This is a genomic window from Pandoraea sp. (assembly GCF_041919235.1).
In the GTDB taxonomy this organism is placed as follows: domain Bacteria; phylum Pseudomonadota; class Gammaproteobacteria; order Burkholderiales; family Burkholderiaceae; genus Pandoraea.
The window spans coordinates 7,240-27,516 of sequence record NZ_JAYRUC010000027.1; the positions used below are offsets into that span (position 1 = coordinate 7,240).

Genomic DNA, 20,277 nt, shown 5'->3' on the forward strand with positions numbered 1-20,277 from the left:
TTCTCGCGCAGCACGCGCTCGATCACCTCAGCCGAACGCGCGGCCGTGTTCTGGCGCAGTTGCGCGTGAATCGCCGTGAAGCGCGCTTGCAAGGACTCACGCAACGCCGGGTCGGTCAATTGCTTCCAGACGGCATCTGCCAGTGCGTCCGGGGTCGCGAAATGCTGCAGCAACTCCGGCACGACGAACTCGCCCGACAAAATGTTAGGCAAACCGACATAAGGCAAGTATCCCTGGCGCTTCATGATCTGCGCCGTCAACCAGGGAACCTTGTACGAAATGACCATCGGCTTCTTGTAGAGGGCGGCTTCCAACGTGGCGGTACCGCTGGCGAGCAGCACGCTATCGGCGGCCTCCAGCGCGAGGGGGGCGCGACCATCGATCACGGTCAGGTTGAGATCGCCGTGCGCGTCCACGATCGGCTGCATCAACGTGCGCAGGCGCGGGGTCGCAGCGGGCAGCACAAAGCGAATCGATGGCTCACGCTTGGCAAGCAAGCGCATTGCGGCGAAAAACACCGGCGCAAGACGTTGCACCTCCGACGTCCGGCTCCCCGGCAGGACCGCAACGACCGGGCCGTGGCCCTGAAGTGCGAGCTTGGCGCGCGCGCCGGCCACGTCGGGCACCATTGGAATCTTGTCGGCCATCGGGTGGCCGACGAACGTTGCATCGATCCCCGCCCGGCGATAAATCTCCGGCTCGAAAGGGAACAAACACAGCATATGATCGACGGCCCGCTTGATCTTCTTGATACGCCCACCGCGCCACGCCCAGATCGACGGGCTCACGAAATGAATCGTGGGAATCCCCGCCTCACGCAGCTTGATTTCGAGATCGAAATTGAAGTCCGGCGCATCGAAGCCGACAAACGCCAACGGCTTGTCGGCGAGCCATCGCTCTCGAAGTTGGCGTCGAATCGAGAGAATTTCGCGCAGATGCTTGATGACTTCGACATAGCCCATGACGGAGAGCTTATCGATCGGCCAGTAGGCGTCGAAACCCTCTTCCGCCATATGCGGGCCACCGACGCCCGCATATGCGATGTCAGTGGGAAGATGCTGTTTGAGACCGGCAAGCACGTTGCCGGCAATGAGATCGCCGGAAAGCTCCCCGGCCACCATCGCCAGGGTTCGCTGGCCGGCACCGGGAAGGGTCGGCGGCATGGATCAGCGCACGATACCGCGCGTGCTGGCGTTGAGGAAGTCGAGCAGCGCGCGCACGGCGTCGGACACGTCCGGCGCACCGGCATTGCCAAAGGCTTCGATCTGCACCTTCGCTTCGTCGAGCGTCAGCCCGCTCTTGTAGAGCAGCTTGTAGGCATGACGCAGCGCCGTAATGGCATCGGCCGAAAAATTGCGGCGACGCAGGCCTTCGACGTTGATGCCGTAGGGCACCGCACGGTCGCCCGACGCAATGACGAACGGCGGCACGTCCTGCACAAGCACCGACGCGCCCCCGATCATCGAGTGCGCACCGATCCGCACGAACTGATGCACACCGGTCATGCCGCCGATGATCGCCCAGTCGCCGACGGTGACGTGACCGGCCATTTGGGCATTGCTCGAGAAGACCGTGTGATTGCCTACGTGGCAATCGTGCGCGATGTGCACGTATGCCATGATCCAATTGTCGTTGCCAACCCCGGTCAGGCCGCCATCCTGCACCGTACCGGTGTGAATGGTCGTGAATTCCCGGATCGTGTTGCGATCGCCGATGACGAGCTTCGTGGGCTCGCCAGCGTACTTCATATCTTGCGGATTGCCGCCGATCGACGCGAACGGGCCAATCTTGTTGCCCTCGCCGAGGGTCGTATGGCCATCGACAACCGTGTGCGAAAGAATCTGCGTACCGGCACCGATCGTCACGTTCGGCCCGACGATGGCGTAAGGACCAACGACGACGTCGTCGGCCAATTGCGCCTTCGGATCGACCACTGCAGTGGAGTGAATGTTCGTCATGAGCGTCTCAATTCCGGTTATTCGCCGTTCTTCTTGACCATGCACATGAACTCGGCTTCCGCCGCGATCTTGCCGTCTACCAACGCCTTGCCCTTGAACTTGTAGAAGCCTCGGCGCTCGTTCACGAAGTCCACATCGAGCACGAGCTGGTCGCCCGGTTCGACCGGACGCTTGAAGCGAACGTTCTCGATACCGACGAAATAATAGAGCGTATTCTCGTCATGCACCTTCTCTTCAGAGAAGGTGAGGAGCGCAGCGGCCTGCGCCAGCGCTTCAACGATCAGCACCCCCGGCATCACCGGACGCTGCGGATAATGGCCCGTGAAGTACGGCTCATTGATCGTGACGTTCTTGATGACCTTGATGTTCTTGTGCGGCTCCAGCCCGATCACGCGGTCCACCATCAGCATCGGATACCGATGCGGCAGCAGCTTCATGATCTTGTGGATGTCGATATTGATAGTGGTGTCGCTCATTTTTCTTGCAGGTCTTTGACCTTCGCTTCAAGTTGACGCACGCGATCACGCATCTTGTCCAGATTGCGCATGATGGCCGCGTTTTTGTTCCATTCCGCGTTCGGGATGGCCGGAAACGCGCTGGTATACGTGCCTGGGCCAGGGATCGACTTCGAGACCCCCGACTTGGCCGTCACGATGACGCGGTCGCCAATCGTCACATGCCCTGCCACGCCCACGGCGCCGCCCAGCATGCAGAATTTACCGATGGTGCTGCTGCCGGCAATGCCCGTGCATGCCGCGATCACCGTATAGGCGCCAACGCGCACGTTGTGCGCGATCTGAACCTGATTGTCGATCTTGCAACCGCGCTCGATCACCGTGTCGGCCATCGCCCCCCGATCGATGGAGGTCGATGCACCGATTTCGACGTCATCCTCGATCACCGCGCGCCCCACCTGGGGAATCTTCACCCACTCGCCGCCAGCGGCAGAAAAATCCGGTGCAAATCCGAAACCGTCCGAGCCGATTACCGCGCCCGCGTGAATCACGCACCGCGCACCAATCACGCTCGTGTGGTACAGCGTGGCATTCGGGTAGACGAGCACGTCGTCGCCCAGGGTCGTGTCCCGCCCGATGAATACGTTCGCCACCAGTCGAACCCGCTCACCCAGACGCGCGCCCGCCTCGATCACCACATTCGGACCGATCACGCACGACGCCGGCACGACGGCGCTCGGATCGACAACCGCAGTCGGATGAATACCGGCGGCGGGCACCGGTGTCGCTGCCTGCGCAAACACCTGTGCGACACGCGCGAAGTACGCATAAGGATTCGGCGCGATAATCCACGCCCGCCCCTCATGCGACGGTAGCTTGTCGAAGTCGCTCTTGGAGAGAATCACGGCCGCCGCGCCCGAGTTGGGCACTTCGGCGAGATACAGCGGGTTGGACAGGAACGCGAGCTGATTCGCACCCGCACGATCGAGCGGTGCCAAACCCTGCACCACGACGTCTGCGTCCCCTACGAGGTCGCCACCGAAGCGGGCGACCAACTGGGCGAGCGAAACCGACAGCGATCCCGGCACGGAATGCGCGCGCGTCACTTGCCGCCGGTGCCGCCACCCGAACTCGCGTTCAGGGTCTTGAGCACCTTGTCGGTAATGTCGATACGTGGACTCACGTAGACCGCTTCCTGCACGATCAGGTCGTACTTGTCCGCTTCGGCAATCTGTTTGATGACGCGATTGGCGCGGTCGAGCACCGCAGCGAGTTCCTCATTGCGACGCTGATTCAGGTCTTCGCGAAACTCACGCTGCTTGCGTTGGAATTCGGTGTCGGCGGCAGCCAGATCGCGCTGACGCTTGGCGCGCTCGGCGTCGGACAACGTCGGGTTGTCCTTGTCGAGCTTGTCCGACATCGCCTTGAGACGTTGGGCCATCGCTTGCAGATCCGCGTCCCGCTTGGAGAACTCGGCTTCGAGCTTGGCTTGTGCGGCCTTGGCCGGTGCCGAATCGCGCAAGATGCGATCCGAATTGACAGCGGCGATGCGCGCATCCTGAGCCATGGCAGCAAAGGCTGCGCCAGCCAGCAACGCCGCGGCGACGCCGCGAAGGCAATGCTTACGGATACCGTTCAATGTATTACCCCTTTACAACGATGAAACGTTCGGAACCGGTCGATGCGCCGTCATCAGAACGACGTACCCACCTGGAACTGGAATTTCTGATACTGATCGCCTGGCTTCTTGACGAGCGGGAAGCCCATCGAGAGCTTGAGCGGGCCAATCGGTGAAATCCACGACAGGCCGAAACCGTAAGAATAGCGCAGGTTATTCAAGGTAATCGCTTGGCCGTTGTCAAACACGTTACCACCGTCCATGAACGTGAAGATGCGCAGCGTACGGTCATATCCGGTACCCGGCAGCGGGAATGTCAGCTCGACGTTGCCGATCAGCTTCGACGCCCCGCCCAGAGGCTCGCCATTGGTATCCTTCGGCCCCAGCGAACTCGGCTCGTAGCCACGTACCGAACCGATACCGCCCGCGAAGTAGTTCTTGAAGATCGGGAACGGCTGACCGGCCAGACCGTGGCCGTAGCCGACTTCGCCATTGAGCGCCAGCGTGAAGCCGCGGCTTACCGGGTAGTAATACTGGTGCTGATAGTAGGCACGGATGTACTTCGTCGTCCCCATCGGCGTGCCGATTTCGATGTTCGCCTGCTGATAGTGACCGCGGTTCGGGATCAGCGCGCTATCACGCGAATCGCGCGACCAGCCGATGGTCAGCGGATAGTTGTTGCTGACGTAACCGAACTGGTTGGCGTAATCGATGTAGCGTTGCGGCGTGGTACCGTCGCTCGTCAGGTGCAGACGCGTCTGCTCGAACCCGATACCGAAGAACACCGTATCGACTTCCGAGAACGGCACACCGAACTTCAGGTTGCCACCCAGCGTGTTGATACGGAAATCCGAGTCGCTCGTGAGCAGCAGCGGCTGATACGTGCGGTAGAAAATATCCGTGATTCGGCTAACACCGTCGACCGTGAAGTACGGATCGACCTGTGTGACGGCCAACGTACGGTAGGTCTTGCCGGTATTCACGTTCACCGACAGCGAGGTTCCCGAACCGAAGACGTTGTCCTGGCTGACACCGGCCTGCAACACCACCTTGTCGGTCGAGGAGAAGCCCGCACCGACGTTGATCGTCCCCGTCGGCTTCTCTTCCACCTTCACCTGAAGGTCGACCTGATCGTTCGATCCCGGCACCGGCTCGGTCGTCACGTTTACGTCGGTGAAGTAGCCCAGGCGGTTGATACGATCCTGCGACAGCTTGAGGCGGTCGGCGTCGTACCACGAACTCTCGAGCTGGCGCATCTCGCGGCGAATCACCTCGTCACGCGTGCGCGAGTTGCCCACGATGTTGATTTTGCGAACGTACACGCGACGGCCCGGCTCGATCGTGAGCGTCAGCGCCACCGTGTGGTTGTTGCGGTCAATCGTCGGCTGGGCATTCACGTTGGCGAACGCGAAGCCGTAGTTGCCGAGCAGATCGGAAATGGCCTTCGTGCTGGCCTGCAACTTGGCCGCAGAGAAGGTATCTCCCGCCTTCAGTTGGACCAGCTTGCGGATGTCGTCCTGCTTGCCCAGCATTTCGCCGGTGAGCTTGACGTCCGACACCTTGTAGGGAACGCCTTCATGCAGGTTGATCGTCAGGAACATCTGGTCCTTGTCCGGCGTGATCGAGACGTCGGTGGAGTCGATGTTGAATTCCAGATAGCCGCGATTCAGGTAGAACGAACGCAGTTTTTCCAGATCGCCCGTGAGCTTGTCCTTCGAGTACAGGTCGTTCTTCGAATACCAGGACAGCCAGTTCGGCGTGCCGAGTTCCATCTCCGCCGTCAGGTCCGACGACGAGAACGCCTTGTTGCCGACGAAGTTGATCTGCTGGATCGTGGCCTTCGGTCCTTCGGTCACAGCGAACTGAATACCCACCCGGTTACGCTCAAGCGGCGTCACCGTCGTCTTCACCTCGGCAGCGTAGTAACCGCGCGTAAGGTATTGACGCTTGAGTTCCTGTTCCGACTTGTCGAGCAGGTTCCGGTCGAAGGAGCGGCCTTCGGTCAGGCCGACCGAGCGCAGCGCCTTTTTCAGACCGTCCTTGTCGAATTCCTTGATGCCGAGGAAGTCGATGGACGCAATTGCGGGACGCTCGTTGACGTGCACCACCAGCACGTTGCCTTGCGCTTCAACGCTGACGTCCGAGAACAGGCCCGTTGCATAAAGGGCCCGAATTGCTTCGGTACCCTTATCGTCGTTGAACTTGTCACCTGGCTTGACCGGCAGATAGGAGAACACCGTGCCGGGTTCGATGCGCTGCAAGCCCTCCACTCGGATATCCTTGACCACGAACGGCTCGACGGCCCGCGCCAGGAAACTGTGTGCCGCCAGAACCGCAATCACCAGGGTCTTCGGAACAAGGTGGTATTTATTCGACAACTTGCTTCCCCAAGAAACAATTGAATCGTAAAAACTCGGATTTGCCTGCGACGGCAGGCGCGTGACGCTGTCTAGTGCAGCAACTTCGACAGGTCATTGAAAAGTGCTACGGCAGAAAGCGCGAGAATACAAACGATGCCCACTCGTTGCAGTGCGCCCTGCCACCGCTCGGAAATTACCCGACCGGTCATCGCTTCGACCGCATAATATAACAGATAGCCACCATCCAAAACCGGAATCGGCAACAGATTCAATACGCCCAGGCTAATGCTGACAAGGGCGAGAAAGGCGACGAAATAATCCAGCCCGAGCCGGGCCGAACGCCCCGCGTAGTCGGCAATCGTCACCGGCCCGCTCAGATTCTTGAGCGACGCCTGCCCGGTCAACATCTTCCCGAACATCCGCACGCTGAAAGCCGTCACGTCCCACGTACGCTGCGCCCCCCTGGACAGGGCGTCGATCGGGCCATACCGGACCTTCACCGTGTCGATCTGGCTGGTCAGCGCTGCGCCGATTTTACCCACGCGCGCGCCGCCCGGCGCAGCGGGGTCTACCTCCGCGCTCGGCGTCAGTGTCACATCGCGCAGCGTGCCGTCACGCCGTACGGTGAGGGTCATCGGCTTGTCCGGATGGGCGCGCACGGCGTCCACAAGCGCCTTGGCGGACGCAATGGGGCTGCCGTCGACTGCCGTGATCTCATCGCCGACACGCAACCCGGCAGGCCCTGCGGCCCCTCCCGCCAGAAGCTGCCCCACCACGACCCGCGCCGAGGGCACCAGGCCGAGACGCTGCATGAAGTCGCGCTCGCCGTCGGCCGCGGCATCGAAATGTTGTCCGGCCGCATCGAGCATGTATTCCGCGCGACCGTCGCGAGTGCGCGTGACCAACGTGACACGCTGCCCATCGATCATCGGGTCGACCAGCCGCCAACGAAGGTCTTCCCAGGATCGCACGGGTACCTCGTTGCCAACGGCCTCGTCCGAGCTGCTCCCGTTCTCCCGAACGCCGGTGATCAGCTCGCCGCCAGACATGCCCGCGCGAGCCGCCAAAGTACCGGCCGCCGGCGGCGCAATGCGCGCAACGGGCTCGGTCACGCCGGCCACGTTCAAGCCCGCATAGAGCACGATTGCAAGAAGGAAGTTGGCGACCGGACCGGCCGCAACGATGGCAAAACGCTTGTAGACGGACTGCCGGTTGAAAGCCCTCGCCCGCTCTTCCGGCGCGACGGTCTGCGTCTCGTCACGCTCGTCGAGCATGCGGACGTAACCGCCAAGCGGAAGCGCACAAACCGTCCATTCGGTACGATCGCGGCCCATCGTCCACTTGAACAACGGCGCCCCGAACCCGACCGAGAATCGCAGAACCTTGACACCGCACATCCGCGCGACCGAGTAGTGGCCCAACTCATGGAATACCACCAGCACGCCAATGGCGACGGCAAACGCAAGCAACGTGGTCAGCAAAGTCATGAGCGAATTCGGGCCCCGGAGACGTTACGACATAAAGTTAGGCGTCACGACAACGCGGGGGCTGGCATTTTGGCGACGATTCCCGCCGCCAGTTCCCGCGCGCGACGATCGGCCTCGAGCACCACCTCGAGCGACGTTGCCTCACCGACGGCGATCGCGTCGAGGACCCGCTCGACCACCTGGGCGATGGCCGTAAAGCGAATGCGTCGTTCGAGGAAAGCCGCCACGGCAATCTCGTTGGCGGCATTGAGCAGTGCACCTGCGGTGCCCCCCCGATGCAGCGCGTCGAACGCCAGACGCAGGCACGGAAAACGGCGCAAATCCGGTGCTTCGAACGTCAGCTTACCGATCTCGGTGAGGTTCAGCCCGGCAACGCCCGACGTCACGCGATCCGGGAACGAAAGCGCGTGCGCGATCGGCGTGCGCATGTCGGGATTGCCGAGTTGCGCCAGCGTCGAGCCGTCAGCATACGTCACCATCGAGTGAATCACGCTCTGCGGATGGATCAGGACTTCGATCCTCTCGGGCGGCACATTGAATAGCCAATGCGCCTCGATGACCTCGAGGCCCTTGTTCATCATGCTGGCGGAGTCGACCGAAATCTTTCGGCCCATGACCCAATTCGGATGCGCGCACGCCTCGTTGGGCGTTACGTTCTCGAGCGATGCCAGATCGCGCTCGCGGAACGGGCCACCCGATGCGGTCAACACCAGCTTATCGACACCGCGCGTTGAAACACGATGTTCGCCAGCCACTTGCGGCAGGCATTGAAAGATCGCGTTGTGCTCACTGTCGAGCGGCAGCAGCGTGGCGCCTGCGCGCTCGGCCGTCGCCATGAACAAGGCCCCGGAGAGCACCAGCGATTCCTTGTTCGCGAGAAGCACGCGTTTGCCGGCGCGCGCCGCCGCCAGCGTCGACGGGAGCCCTGCGGCGCCGACGATCGCTGCGACGACCGTCGTGACCTCGGTCGCTTGCGCGATCTCGACCAGGGCCTGCGGACCGTACGTCACATCAATCTTCAGATCCGCATCGGCCAGACGCGCCGCAAGCAAGCGCGCGCCGTCGGCATCGGCCACCACTGCAACCGCCGGTCGATGCACGACACATTGTTCGAACAACCGATCCAGATTTCGGTGCGCCGAGAGCGCATACACTGAGAACCGGTCGGGATGACGCCCCACCACATCGAGCGTGCTAACGCCGATGGAGCCGGTGGAGCCGAGAATGGAGAGACGTTGCGTCATGATCAGACGAAGAGCAGAGCCAGCGGGAGCACCGGGAGCAACGCGTCGATTCTGTCGAGCACGCCTCCGTGGCCGGGTAGCAGTGCGCTGGAATCCTTCACGCCGGCCTGCCGTTTTAGTTGAGATTCGAACAGATCGCCCACGACCGAGAACGCCACCAGCACCGTCAGCGCCAATGCGCCGCCTGCCAGACCCAGTCTGCCGACGAGATGGAAAACGATGGTCGGCGCCTGCAATCCGCTCGCCAGCACCGCCGCAGCGGCCACGAGTACCAGCAGCCATCCGCCGATGGCGCCTTCCCAGGACTTTCCGGGACTGATGGACGGTGCAAGCTTGCGCCGGCCGAACGCCCGACCGGCGAAATAGGCCCCCGTGTCAGCGAGCCAGACAATCACGAGTACCGAGAGAAGGAATGCCACGCCACGCTCGCGCGCGAGACACAGCGCTTGCCAGGCCGCAATCAGCAGCACCGGGCCGGCAACGAGCAACAGGCCGCGCCATGCCCCCTTGGTCGCGGGCTTGCGCGCAAGCGTGTAAGGTCCCGCCAGCACCCAGAAGATGGCGGCGGGCTTGAGCCAGATCGACGAGAGCATCCAGCCGCCCGCCCAAGTCAAGCCCACGCCCAACAGTGCGAGCGCACCGTAGAAAATGGCGCCCGTAGCGTTCAGACCGACCAGACGGCCCCATTCCCAGCCGGCGGCCGCCACGATGGCGGCGGCGAGCAATGCGAACTGCGACGGTGTACCGACGAAGATCACAGGCAGCAGAATGGCGAGAAGTACGACAGCGGTAATGACGCGTGTCTTGAGCATCAGGCGGATTGTCCCGAGGGGTTCTGAACTTGCGCGCTCGTACGGCCGAAACGGCGCTCGCGCTGTTGAAACTCAGCGACGGCCCTTTTGAGCGTACTGGCGTTGAAGTCCGGCCAGAAGTCTTCGGTGAAATACAATTCAGTGTACGCCAGTTGCCAGAGCAGAAAATTACTGATGCGTTGATCGCCACCCGTGCGGATGAAAAGATCCGGCTCCGGCGCGTATGCCATGCTCAGATAAGGCGCAAGATCGTCTTCCGTGAACGACGTGTCGAGCGCTGCGGCCCCGCCTTCGGCGACCCGCGCGGCAGCGAGTTTCTGCGCTGCCTGCAAAATGTCCCACCGTCCACCGTAGTTGGCGGCGATGGTGAGCGTAAGCCCCTTGTTGTCTTGCGTGCGCGCTTCCGCGCGCCTGACCAGCTCCTGAATGCGCGGCTCGAACGCTTCGAGCGCGCCGATGACGCGCAAGCGAATGCCGTTGCTATGCAGTTTCCCCACTTCACGCTCAAGCGCGAGGATGAAGAGTTGCATCAGCGTCGATACCTCATCCTGCGGTCGACGCCAGTTCTCGGAGCTGAACGCGAACAGCGTGAGATATTCGACGCCGAGTTCGGCGCATGCGGTCACCGCTTCGCGCACGGCATCGACGCCGCGCTTATGCCCCGCAACGCGAGGCAATTTACGACGGGTAGCCCAACGCCCGTTGCCATCCATGACGATGGCGACGTGGCGCGGAATGCTCGCTGTTTCGGGAACGACGAGCGTGGAACTGAGAAAACCCATTGAGGTACGGCGCGAAAGTCGAGCGCGAAAGTCAGCGGAGATCTTGCGGTGAGTGCCGAAGCGCTCAGACCGTCATGATCTCGGCATCCTTTTGCTTCACCAGTTCGTCGATCTCGGCGACAAACTTGTCCGTGAGCTTCTGAACCTCGTCGCTGCCACGGCGCTCGTCGTCTTCCGACGCTTCCTTGTCCTTGACCAGTTTCTTGAGTTGCTCGTTGGCATCACGACGCAGGTTGCGCACAGCCACCTTAGCGGCCTCACCTTCCGACTTGACCAGCTTGGTCAGTTCGCGACGGCGCTCTTCGGTCAGCATCGGCATCGGCACGCGAATCAGATCGCCCTGCGTGGCCGGGTTCAGGCCCAGATCCGACTCACGGATGGCCTTCTCGACCACGCCGACCATCTTCTTTTCCCACGGTTGCACGCCGATCGTGCGGCTATCCACGAGGTTCACGTTAGCGACCTGGGAGATGGGCACCATCGAGCCGTAGTAGTCCACCTGCACGTGATCGAGCAGGCCGGCATGCGCGCGACCGGTACGAATCTTCGCCAGGTTGTTCTTGAACGATTCGATCGAGCTTTTCATCTTCTGCTCGACATTCTTTCTGATGTCAGCAACGCTCATGACAACCTCCAAACCTTGAATTGTTACGCAAAAACGTAAATGATACGGCGTCGGCGCGCCAATGCACGCCGACGCCGCAATTTGAACTCAAACGTGGACGAGCGTTCCCTCGTCTTCGCCGAGAATGACATGTTTGAGTGCGCCCGGCTTCACAATCGAGAAAACGCGCACAGGCATTTTCTGATCGCGGCACAGCGCAAAAGCGGTCGCGTCCATGACCTGCAGGTTCTTCGAGATAGCCTCGTCGAAGCTGATGGTCGAGTACTTTACCGCGTTGGGATCCTTTTTGGGGTCGGCCGAGTACACGCCATCGACCTTGGTCGCCTTGAGCACCACTTCGGCGCCGACTTCCGAGCCGCGCAGCGCGGCCGCCGTGTCGGTCGTGAAGAACGGGTTACCCGTACCGGCCGCGAAAATCACGACCTTCCCCTCTTCGAGCTGACGAATCGCACGCGGGCGGATGTACGGCTCGACCACCTGGTCCATACGCAGCGCGGACTGCACACGCGCCTCGATACCCGCATGACGCATGGCGTCCTGCAGCGCCAGGGCGTTCATCATCGTGGCCAGCATGCCCATGTAGTCAGCCGTTGCGCGGTCCATGCCGGCGGCACCGCCAGCCACACCGCGGAAAATATTGCCACCGCCGATCACAACGGCCAGTTGCGTGCCCAGGCGAACGACCTCGGCAATGTCGCCCACCATTCGTTCGATGGTCGCACGATTGATGCCGAATGCATCGTCACCCATGAGGGCTTCACCAGAGAGCTTGAGAAGTACGCGTTTGTAAGGAGTAGACATGGCGGTCCTTAAGAAGTCTGGTCGGGCACTGTTGGGGTATTCTGGATGAAACAACGGGGACGGCACCGCCGCCCCCGGATACTACGGTACTGCGCAAATTACGACTGCTTGGCGGCGGCCACTTGAGCGGCCACTTCGGCAGCGAAGTCGTCCTGCTTCTTCTCGATGCCTTCGCCGACCACGAACATGGTGAAGCCCTTGACTGCGGTGTTGTTGGCCTTGAGCATCTGTTCGACGGTCGACTTGTCGTCCTTCACGTACGACTGGTTGAACAGCGAGACTTCCTTCAGGAATTTCTGCACGCTGCCTTCCACCATCTTCGCCACGATCTCGGCCGGCTTGCCCGATTCGGCAGCCTTCTCGGCCGCGACCTTGCGCTCCTTCTCGATCAGTTCCGGCGCGACTTGATCGCCCGACACGGCCACCGGCTTCATGGCGGCAATGTGCATGGCCACATTCTTGCCAACTTCGGCGTCGGCACCGTCATACTCGACGACCACGCCGATACGCGTGCCGTGCAGGTAGGCGGCCAGCTTGCTCGACGTTGCATAGCGCTGGAAGCGGCGAATGGTCATGTTCTCGCCGATCTTGCCGATCAGGTCGGCGCGCACTTGATCCACCGTCTTGCCATCGAGCGGCAGCGCCGACAGGGCAGCCACGTCGGCCGGGCCCTGCTCGGCCACCAGCTTGGCCACGTCGTTGGCAAATTTGAGGAAATCGTCGTTCTTCGAGACGAAGTCGGTTTCGCAGTTGATTTCGACCACGGCACCGTTGCCGCCGTCGATGTAGGCAGCGATCACGCCTTCGGCCGTGATACGGCTAGCGGCCTTGCTGGCCTTGCTACCCAGCTTGACACGCAGGATTTCTTCAGCACGGACCATGTCGCCATCGGCTTCGGTCAGCGCCTTCTTGCACTCCATCATCGGCGCGTCGGTCTTGGCGCGCAGTTCGCCCACCATCGCTGCAGTAATTGCCGGCATATCGTTACTCCTGTATATCGAATCAGTCGGGAGAGGATGGCGCCTGAACGGCCGCACTGCCCGCTCCCCGGCGCCCCGCGCACCCGACGCGGGAAAATCGGACTAAAAAAAAGGGGCGCCACCAGCAGCCCCTTTTGTTACGCAGCGGTGGCCGCTTACGCCTCTTCGTTCACTTCGACGAACTCGTCGCCATCGCCGCGAACGGCTTCCACGACTTCCTTGACCGCGGTTTCACGGCCTTCGAGGATCGCGTCGGCAACGCCTTGCACGTACAGCTCAACAGCCTTGCTCGAATCGTCGTTACCCGGGATGACGTAATCAACACCTTCCGGCGAGTGGTTCGTATCGACCACGGCGATCACCGGAATGCCCAGCTTGTTGGCTTCGGTGATCGCGATCTTGTGGTAGCCGACGTCGACGACGAAGATGGCGTCGGGCATACCGCCCATTTCCTTCACGCCACCAATCGACTTCTGCAGCTTGGCCATTTCACGATCGAACAGCAGCGCTTCCTTCTTGCTCATGCGCTCTTGCTCGCCGGCTTCGAGCGCCTGCTCCATGTCCTTGAGCTTCTTGATCGACGACTTCAGCGTCTTGAAGTTCGTCAGCATGCCGCCCAGCCAACGGTTGTTGACGTAAGGCATACCGGCGCGCCCGGCGGCTTCCGCCACGATCTCACGCGCTTGACGCTTGGTGCCCACGAACAGGATCGTGCCGCGGTTTGCTGCCAGTTGACGCACGTACTTCAGCGCGTCCTGGTACATCGGCAACGTCTTTTCGAGGTTGATGATGTGAATCTTGTTGCGATGGCCGAAGATATAGGGGGCCATCTTGGGGTTCCAGAAACGGGTTTGGTGACCGAAATGGACACCCGCTTCCAGCATCTGACGCATCGTGACAGACATGTGATTCTCCGTGAGGGTTAGGTCTTAGACCGGCTGCCGTACCCGTTTCGTCAGACTGCCACACAGCTTTGCATGACCCGCCTGCGAACATCGGGCACCCTGGGTGCGCCGGCCCGCGATTTCAAAATTTCCAAGCCGATGACTCGCATTGCCACCCGGGACGTCACCGGATGCAGCGCCATTCGGCACCACATTGGGGCGCGAACACCCCGAAAATCCGGCGAAAACCGTTGAAACACAAGGGAAAACCCTTGGACTTATTGACAATTCGTTCTCGACTTAGCCCGAGATTATAGCATCGCAGGGCACCAGCACTCAAGCAACTCGTGCGCTTGCGATGACACACCGGAAACGCCCGTCTTGCGCGGCATTGCGGCCAATTCGCCTCACGGTCCCGCTCCCCGATCGGAACATCGGAAATTCACCGCCGGAACGCTCCGAAATCCAAGCCGGACGGGGCGAAAACCGTCCATTGGTGCGATAATGCGCCACTGTTTACGCAATCTGCCCGATTCAACAATGGCCATCACCCTCAAGAATGCTCACGACATTGAAATGATGCGCGTCGCCTGCCGGCTGGCCAGCGAAGTGCTCGATTTCATCACGCCGCACGTGCGCGCTGGCGTCACCACCGGCGAACTCGACCGGCTCTGCCACGAGTATATGGTCAAGGAGCAGGGCACCGTGCCGGCGCCGCTGAACTATCAGCCCCCCGGCTATCCGCCCTACCCCAAGGCCACGTGCATCTCGGTCAACGATGTGATCTGCCACGGCATTCCCGGCGACAAGACGCTCAAGAACGGCGACGCGCTGAACATCGACATCACCGTCATCAAGGATGGCTATTTTGGCGACACAAGCCGAATGTTCATCGTCGGTGAAGGCTCCATCCTCGCAAAGCGTCTGGCTCAGGTGACGTATGAGTGCATGTGGCTCGGCATCAACCAGGTGCGCCCGGGCGCACATCTGGGCGATATCGGCCAAGCGATTCAGGCGCATGCCGAAGCGCAGGGATACAGCGTGGTGCGCGAATACTGCGGCCACGGGATCGGCCAGGTGTTCCACGAAGATCCGCAGATTCTGCATTACGGCCGACAGGGCACCGGGCTCGAACTGCAGGCCGGCATGATCTTCACCATCGAGCCGATGATCAACGCGGGCAAGCGCGAGATTCGGACGATGCCCGATCAGTGGACGGTCAAGACGCGCGATCGCAGCCTGTCGGCGCAATGGGAGCACACCATTCTCGTGACCGAGACCGGACATGAGGTGCTCACGCGCTCCGCCCTGACCCCGCCGCCGCCGCCCGGCTCGTCGTATGTAGCGTCGTTCGCAGCAGCCTGAGCAATCATCGACCGGCCGCCTGCCCCATAGGCGGCCGCCCGGCCTGACTCGTTACTTTCACCTCCAGGAAGCCGCCATGCACGCGCGTGCGCACGCCCCTTCTCCACTGCGTCAGGCCCTCAAGGAACGCAAGGCCGAACTCGTCGAACGCTTTTCCGCGCACGGCAAGATCGACGTGCTGCTGCATGGCTTGTGCCAAGCCGTCGATCAGTCCATGCGCGACGCGTGGACCGAGTGCCAGATGCCCGACGATCTTGCACTCGTCGCCGTGGGCGGCTATGGGCGCGGCGAGTTGTACCCGCACTCGGATGTCGACATTCTGCTGCTGCACCGCCACGCCGACGGGCCGGCGCTCACGTCGCACGTGGAGCCGTTTATCGGTTTTCTGTGGGATATCGGGCTCGAGATCGGCTCATCGGTTCGTACAGTCGACGAATGCATCACCGAAGCGCACGCCGACGTTACCGTGCAAACAAGTTTGCTCGAAGCGCGCCTTCTGACCGGCAACCAGGCACTCTTCGACGAATTCGAACAACGGTTCTCGGTCGACCTCGATCCGCGCGCATTTTTTCGCAGCAAGCAGTTGGAGATTCGTCAGCGTCACGCCAAGTATCAAGACACCCCCTATAGCCTCGAGCCGAACTGCAAGGAAAGCCCGGGTGGGCTGCGCGATCTGCAGGTCATTCTATGGATGACGAAGGCGGCGGGCCTCGGCAATAGCTGGTCGGAACTGTTCGCGCGGGACCTGCTCACAGATCGCGAGCTCAAGGAACTGCGCCGTAACGAGCAGTTCCTGAAAGGGTTGCGGGCGCGGCTGCACTTGCTCGCGAGACGGCGTCAGGATGTGCTCGTGTTCGATCTGCAGACATCGCTGGCGCAGAGCCTGGGCTTCAACGCCACGACCACGAAGCGGGCCAGTGAGCTGCTCATGCGGCGTTATTACTGGGCGGCCAAGGCGGTCTCGCAGCTCAATACCGTCTTGCTGCTCAACGTCGAAGCGCGCCTGTTCCCTCAGACGAGCGGCGTCACGCGCGTCATCAACGAGCGGTTCGTCGAGAAGCAGGGAATGATCGAGATCGTCGACGACGAGTTGTACCAGCGTCACCCAAACGCGATCCTCGAGACGTTCCTGCTGTACGAACAGGTTGTGGGCGTGAAAGGGCTCTCTGCGCGCACGCTGCGCGCGCTGTACAACGCGCGCGAGCTGATGAACGCACAGTGGCGGGCCGACCCTGAGAATCGACGTATTTTTCTCGCGATTCTCCAGCAACCGCAGGGCATCACCCACGCCTTGCGGCTGATGAATCAAACGAGTGTGCTCGGCCGGTACCTGATCAACTTCCGCCGCGTCGTCGGACAGATGCAGCACGATCTGTACCATGTGTACACGGTCGACCAGCACATCCTGATGGTCGTGCGCAACATCCGCCGGTTCGCCGTGGCGGAGCATGCACACGAATATCCGTTCTGTAGCCAGTTGATCGCAAATTTCGACCGGCCGTGGGTCTTGACGATCGCCGCCCTCTTCCATGACATCGCGAAAGGCCGCGGGGGCGATCACTCCACCCTCGGCATGGCCGACGCACGACGTTTCTGCGCGCGACACGGCGTCGACAAGGAGGATACGGAACTGGTCGTCTGGCTGGTGGGAGAACATCTGACGATGAGTACCGTCGCGCAGAAGCAGGACACCACCGATCCCGATGTCATCCGACGCTTTGCCGAGAAGGTCGGGAACGAGCGGCGCCTCACGGCGTTGTATCTCCTGACCGTCGCCGATATTCGCGGCACCAGTCCGAAGGTATGGAATGCGTGGAAAGGCAAGTTGCTCGAGGACCTTTATCGATTGACGTTGCAGGTGCTGGGCGGGGCCAACCCCGATCCGCGTTCGCAACTGAAAACACGCAAGGAAGAGGCCCTCGGGCTGCTGCGTCTGTATACCGTACCGGAGCGCGCGCAGGAGGCGCTTTGGAACACGCTGGACGTCGCATACTTCCTGCGCAACGATCCGGCAGACGTCGCATGGCAGACGCGCCATCTGTGGCGGCACGTCGACAGTGCTGTCCCCATCGTCAAGGCGAGGCCTTCGCCAATTGGCGAAGGGCTGCAGGTGATGGTCTACGTGCGAGACCAGGTCGATTTGTTCGCTCGCATTTGCGGCTATTTCGAGCGCAAAGGATTGTCGATTCTCGACGCCAAGGTGCACACGACCAGCCAGGGCTTTGCACTGGATAGCTTCCTTCTCACGGATCCCGGCCTCGATACAAGCTACCGCGACATCATCAATCTGGTAGAGAGCGAACTCGTGTCGTTGCTCACGCGCGCCGAGCCGCTGGCAGAGCCGAACAAAGGCCGGCTGCCACGGCGCTCTCGCAGCTTCCCGGTCACGCCGCGCGTCGACTTGCGCCCGGACGAGCGCGGCCAGTACTACCTGCTGTCGGTGTCGGCTAACGACCGCACCGGCCTGCTATACGCGGTCGCTCGCGTGCTCGCGCGTCACGGCGTGAGCGTGCGCACCGCCCGCATCAACACCCTCGGCGAGCGTGTCGAAGACACGTTCCTGCTTGACGGCAGCCGTTTGCAGGACAATCGCCTGCAAATCGCCGTTGAGACCGAATTACTCGAAGCATTGGAATCATGAGCGATACCCCGCGCACCAAACTGAGCGCCAAACATCCCCGCACTCTCGACAAGACTCGCGCTCCGGTGCGTTCGGCCGGCGCGATGCGCCGACCGACCAAAGCCGTGCCGGCGTCGATGCTCGACGCGGGCGGTGTGAAAAAGAAGCCCGCCGCGAAGCCGGCACGTCCGCGTCCGGTGGACGCGGACGCATCGCCTGCAGGCGCACGTCGCCCTGCTGGCAGTGGCGCCGCTGCGCCGCGCAAACCCGCCGCAGCCGGTGCAAAGCCGTTCGAAAAGCGACCGACGGGCGAACGTCCGCCTGCGCGTGGGCAACGCGAGCGCGTTGCTGGCGCACGACCGGCGCGCGTTGCCGACGAGTCGCGTCCGCGCCGCTTCGACGATGACCGGCCGCGTCGCTTCGATCAGGACCGCCCGCAGCGCAGCGCCGACACCGGTGCCCGTGGCGACTTCGCCCGGCCGGCCAAACGCGGCACTGACGACCGCGCCCCGCGCCGCTTCGACCAGGACCGCCCGCAGCGCAGCGCCGACACCGGTGCCCGTGGCGACTTCGCCCGGCCAGCCAAACGCGGCACTGACGACCGCGCCCCGCGCCGCTTCGACCAGGACCGCCCGCAGCGCAGCGCCGACACCGGTGCCCGTGGCGACTTCGCCCGGCCGGCCAAACGCGGCGCCGACGACCGCGCCCCGCGCCGCTTCGATCAGGACCGCCCGCAGCGCAGCGCCGACACCGGTGCCCGTGGCGACTTCGCCCGGCCGGCCAAACGCGGCGCCGACGACCGCGCCCCGCAGCCCCGCCTCGCACGCGCACCTCGCGTAAGGCACGACGACGATGACGTCAAAGTTCACCACGACGCCGCCGGGTCGCTGCGCCTGTCCAAACGCATGTCCGAGCTAGGACTGTGCTCACGTCGCGAAGCGGATGAATGGATCGCCAAGGGATGGGTTCGCGTCGACGGCAAGGTCGTGACGGAACTCGGCACGAAGATCCTGCCGACGCAAGAAATCACGGTCGTGCAGGCCGCGCGCAAGGAGCAAGCCAATCGCGTCACGATCCTGCTGCACAAACCCATGGGTTACGTCTCCGGCCAGGCCGAAGACGGTTATGAACCCGCCGCCGTGCTGGTCACGCGCGAACATCATTGGGCGGAGGACGATGCCGGTGTGCGCTTCTCCACGTTGCATCTGCGCAGCCTCGCCCCCGCCGGACGCCTCGACATCGACTCGACTGGCCTACTCGTCCTGACGCAGGATGGTCGCATCGCCAAGCAGTTGATCGGCGAAGACTCGGACATTGAGAAGGAATACCTCGTGCGCGTCTCGTACAACGAGCATTCGCAAGACGTCCAGGCACACTTCCCGGCCGAGCGTCTGGCCCTGTTGCGTCATGGCCTGGAACTCGACGATCAACCGCTCAAGCCCGCGCAGGTGGAGTGGCAGAACCCGGAGCAGCTGCGTTTCGTGCTCAAGGAAGGCAAAAAGCGCCAGATCCGCCGGATGTGCGAACTGGTCGGCCTGCACGTGACCGGCCTCAAGCGCGTACGCATGGGCCGCATCGCGCTGGGCAATCTGCCCGTCGGTGAGTGGCGTTACCTGCGCGCGGGCGAGGGATTCTGAGTCGGCCGCGCCAAGCGTGAACAAGCCCGCTATCGAGGCGGGCTTGTGCATGCGCATGCCGACTTGCGCCGACCGATGATTCCCGCCGATCGGGTTGCGCTTCAGTCGTCGCGCTTAGGATCGAGACCGGGGAAGAGAACCTCGGTGAAACCGAACTTGCTGAAGTCGGTAATTCGCATCGGATAGAGCTTGCCGATCAGATGGTCGCATTCATGCTGAACGACCCGGGCATGAAACCCCTCGGCCACGCGGTCGATCGCACTGCCATATTGATCGAACCCTTGGTAGCGCAGCATGGAATAGCGATTGACCATGCCGCGCAGCCCCGGCACCGACAGGCAACCCTCCCAGCCCTCTTCCATGTCCTGCGTCAGCGGCGTGATGACGGGATTGATCAGCACCGTCTCAGGGACTTCGGGCGCGTCTGGATAGCGCTCGTTATGCTCGAAGCCGAAGATCACCACCTGCAGATCGACGCCGATCTGCGGAGCGGCAAGTCCTGCGCCGTTCGCATGCCTCATGGTGTCGAACATATCGGTGACGAGCTCACGCAGCTCGGCCGTATCGAAATGCTCCACGGGTTTGGCGATGCGCAGCAGGTGCGGATCACCCATCTTCAGGATGTCGCGAATCATCGATTGGATCCTCC

General features: G+C 62.2%; 18 protein-coding genes. 3 read left to right on the top strand and 15 right to left on the bottom strand.

Translation table 11 applies throughout. The features are described 5' to 3' along the window. The 14 genes from lpxB to rpsB form a co-directional block, all read right to left on the bottom strand. The coding region (gene lpxB / locus ACE3UG_RS19200) for a lipid-A-disaccharide synthase (protein WP_374626866.1) at positions 1-1,163 on the bottom strand (1,163 nt) is incomplete at its 3' end. A gap of 3 nt (positions 1,164-1,166) precedes the next feature. Then, on the bottom strand, positions 1,167-1,958 hold the full coding sequence (gene lpxA, locus ACE3UG_RS19205) for an acyl-ACP--UDP-N-acetylglucosamine O-acyltransferase (RefSeq protein ID WP_374626868.1): 792 nt from the start codon (positions 1,956-1,958) through the stop codon (positions 1,167-1,169). Positions 1,959-1,975: 17 nt separating this feature from the next. Beyond that, positions 1,976-2,434, bottom strand: coding sequence for a 3-hydroxyacyl-ACP dehydratase FabZ (gene fabZ / locus ACE3UG_RS19210; protein ID WP_374626870.1), 459 nt, complete (start codon positions 2,432-2,434; stop codon positions 1,976-1,978). Next, on the bottom strand, positions 2,431-3,489 hold the full coding sequence (lpxD, locus tag ACE3UG_RS19215; RefSeq protein ID WP_374626957.1) for a UDP-3-O-(3-hydroxymyristoyl)glucosamine N-acyltransferase: 1,059 nt from the start codon (positions 3,487-3,489) through the stop codon (positions 2,431-2,433). The genes fabZ and lpxD overlap by 4 nt, the downstream gene beginning before the upstream one ends. 26 nt (positions 3,490-3,515) lie before the next feature. After that, complete coding sequence (locus ACE3UG_RS19220) at positions 3,516-3,980, bottom strand: OmpH family outer membrane protein (protein ID WP_374626959.1); 465 nt, start codon at positions 3,978-3,980, stop codon at positions 3,516-3,518. A gap of 125 nt (positions 3,981-4,105) precedes the next feature. Further along, a complete protein-coding gene (gene bamA, locus ACE3UG_RS19225) occupies positions 4,106-6,409 on the bottom strand; it encodes an outer membrane protein assembly factor BamA (protein WP_374626872.1) in 2,304 nt (767 codons plus the stop codon). A gap of 71 nt (positions 6,410-6,480) precedes the next feature. Next, on the bottom strand, positions 6,481-7,878 hold the full coding sequence (gene rseP, locus ACE3UG_RS19230; protein ID WP_374626874.1) for an RIP metalloprotease RseP: 1,398 nt from the start codon (positions 7,876-7,878) through the stop codon (positions 6,481-6,483). A 44-nt stretch (positions 7,879-7,922) separates the two neighbouring features. Next, positions 7,923-9,122 carry a 1-deoxy-D-xylulose-5-phosphate reductoisomerase gene (gene ispC, locus ACE3UG_RS19235; protein ID WP_374626876.1) on the bottom strand — a complete coding sequence of 400 codons (1,200 nt, stop codon included), beginning with the start codon at positions 9,120-9,122 and terminating at the stop codon, positions 7,923-7,925. Between the two features lie 2 nt (positions 9,123-9,124). Next, positions 9,125-9,934 (bottom strand): phosphatidate cytidylyltransferase, encoded by an 810-nt coding sequence (locus tag ACE3UG_RS19240; RefSeq protein ID WP_374626878.1) that lies wholly within the window; start codon positions 9,932-9,934, stop codon positions 9,125-9,127. Next, entirely contained in the window at positions 9,934-10,716 is a 783-nt protein-coding gene (gene uppS, locus ACE3UG_RS19245) for a polyprenyl diphosphate synthase (protein WP_374626880.1), read from the bottom strand. The genes ACE3UG_RS19240 and uppS overlap by 1 nt, the downstream gene beginning before the upstream one ends. A 64-nt stretch (positions 10,717-10,780) precedes the next feature. Further along, the gene (gene frr / locus ACE3UG_RS19250) at positions 10,781-11,341 is read right to left on the bottom strand and encodes a ribosome recycling factor (RefSeq protein ID WP_374626882.1); all 561 of its coding nucleotides are present in this window, start codon (positions 11,339-11,341) and stop codon (positions 10,781-10,783) included. A gap of 87 nt (positions 11,342-11,428) precedes the next feature. Then, positions 11,429-12,142: a UMP kinase gene (gene pyrH / locus ACE3UG_RS19255; protein ID WP_010803863.1), complete on the bottom strand. Its 714-nt coding sequence runs from the start codon at positions 12,140-12,142 to the stop codon at positions 11,429-11,431. 98 nt (positions 12,143-12,240) lie between these two features. Further along, a complete protein-coding gene (gene tsf / locus ACE3UG_RS19260) occupies positions 12,241-13,122 on the bottom strand; it encodes a translation elongation factor Ts (RefSeq protein WP_374626884.1) in 882 nt (293 codons plus the stop codon). 155 nt (positions 13,123-13,277) lie between these two features. Beyond that, positions 13,278-14,027: a 30S ribosomal protein S2 gene (rpsB, locus tag ACE3UG_RS19265; protein ID WP_374626886.1), complete on the bottom strand. Its 750-nt coding sequence runs from the start codon at positions 14,025-14,027 to the stop codon at positions 13,278-13,280. Between the two features lie 483 nt (positions 14,028-14,510). Here rpsB and map point away from each other — a divergent pair, with 483 nt between their 5' ends. The 3 genes from map to ACE3UG_RS19280 all read left to right on the top strand — a co-directional run bounded on the left by map (position 14,511) and on the right by ACE3UG_RS19280 (position 19,628). Further along, the gene (gene map / locus ACE3UG_RS19270; protein WP_374626888.1) at positions 14,511-15,371 is read left to right on the top strand and encodes a type I methionyl aminopeptidase; all 861 of its coding nucleotides are present in this window, start codon (positions 14,511-14,513) and stop codon (positions 15,369-15,371) included. Between the two features lie 76 nt (positions 15,372-15,447). Continuing rightward, positions 15,448-18,012: a [protein-PII] uridylyltransferase gene (locus ACE3UG_RS19275; RefSeq protein WP_374626890.1), complete on the top strand. Its 2,565-nt coding sequence runs from the start codon at positions 15,448-15,450 to the stop codon at positions 18,010-18,012. Next, positions 18,009-19,628 carry a pseudouridine synthase gene (locus tag ACE3UG_RS19280; protein WP_374626892.1) on the top strand — a complete coding sequence of 540 codons (1,620 nt, stop codon included), beginning with the start codon at positions 18,009-18,011 and terminating at the stop codon, positions 19,626-19,628. The genes ACE3UG_RS19275 and ACE3UG_RS19280 overlap by 4 nt, the downstream gene beginning before the upstream one ends. A gap of 101 nt (positions 19,629-19,729) precedes the next feature. On the opposite strand, the gene def is transcribed toward ACE3UG_RS19280, so the two are convergent. Further along, positions 19,730-20,263 (bottom strand): peptide deformylase, encoded by a 534-nt coding sequence (gene def / locus ACE3UG_RS19285; RefSeq protein ID WP_374626895.1) that lies wholly within the window; start codon positions 20,261-20,263, stop codon positions 19,730-19,732. Positions 20,264-20,277: the final 14 nt, after the last annotated feature.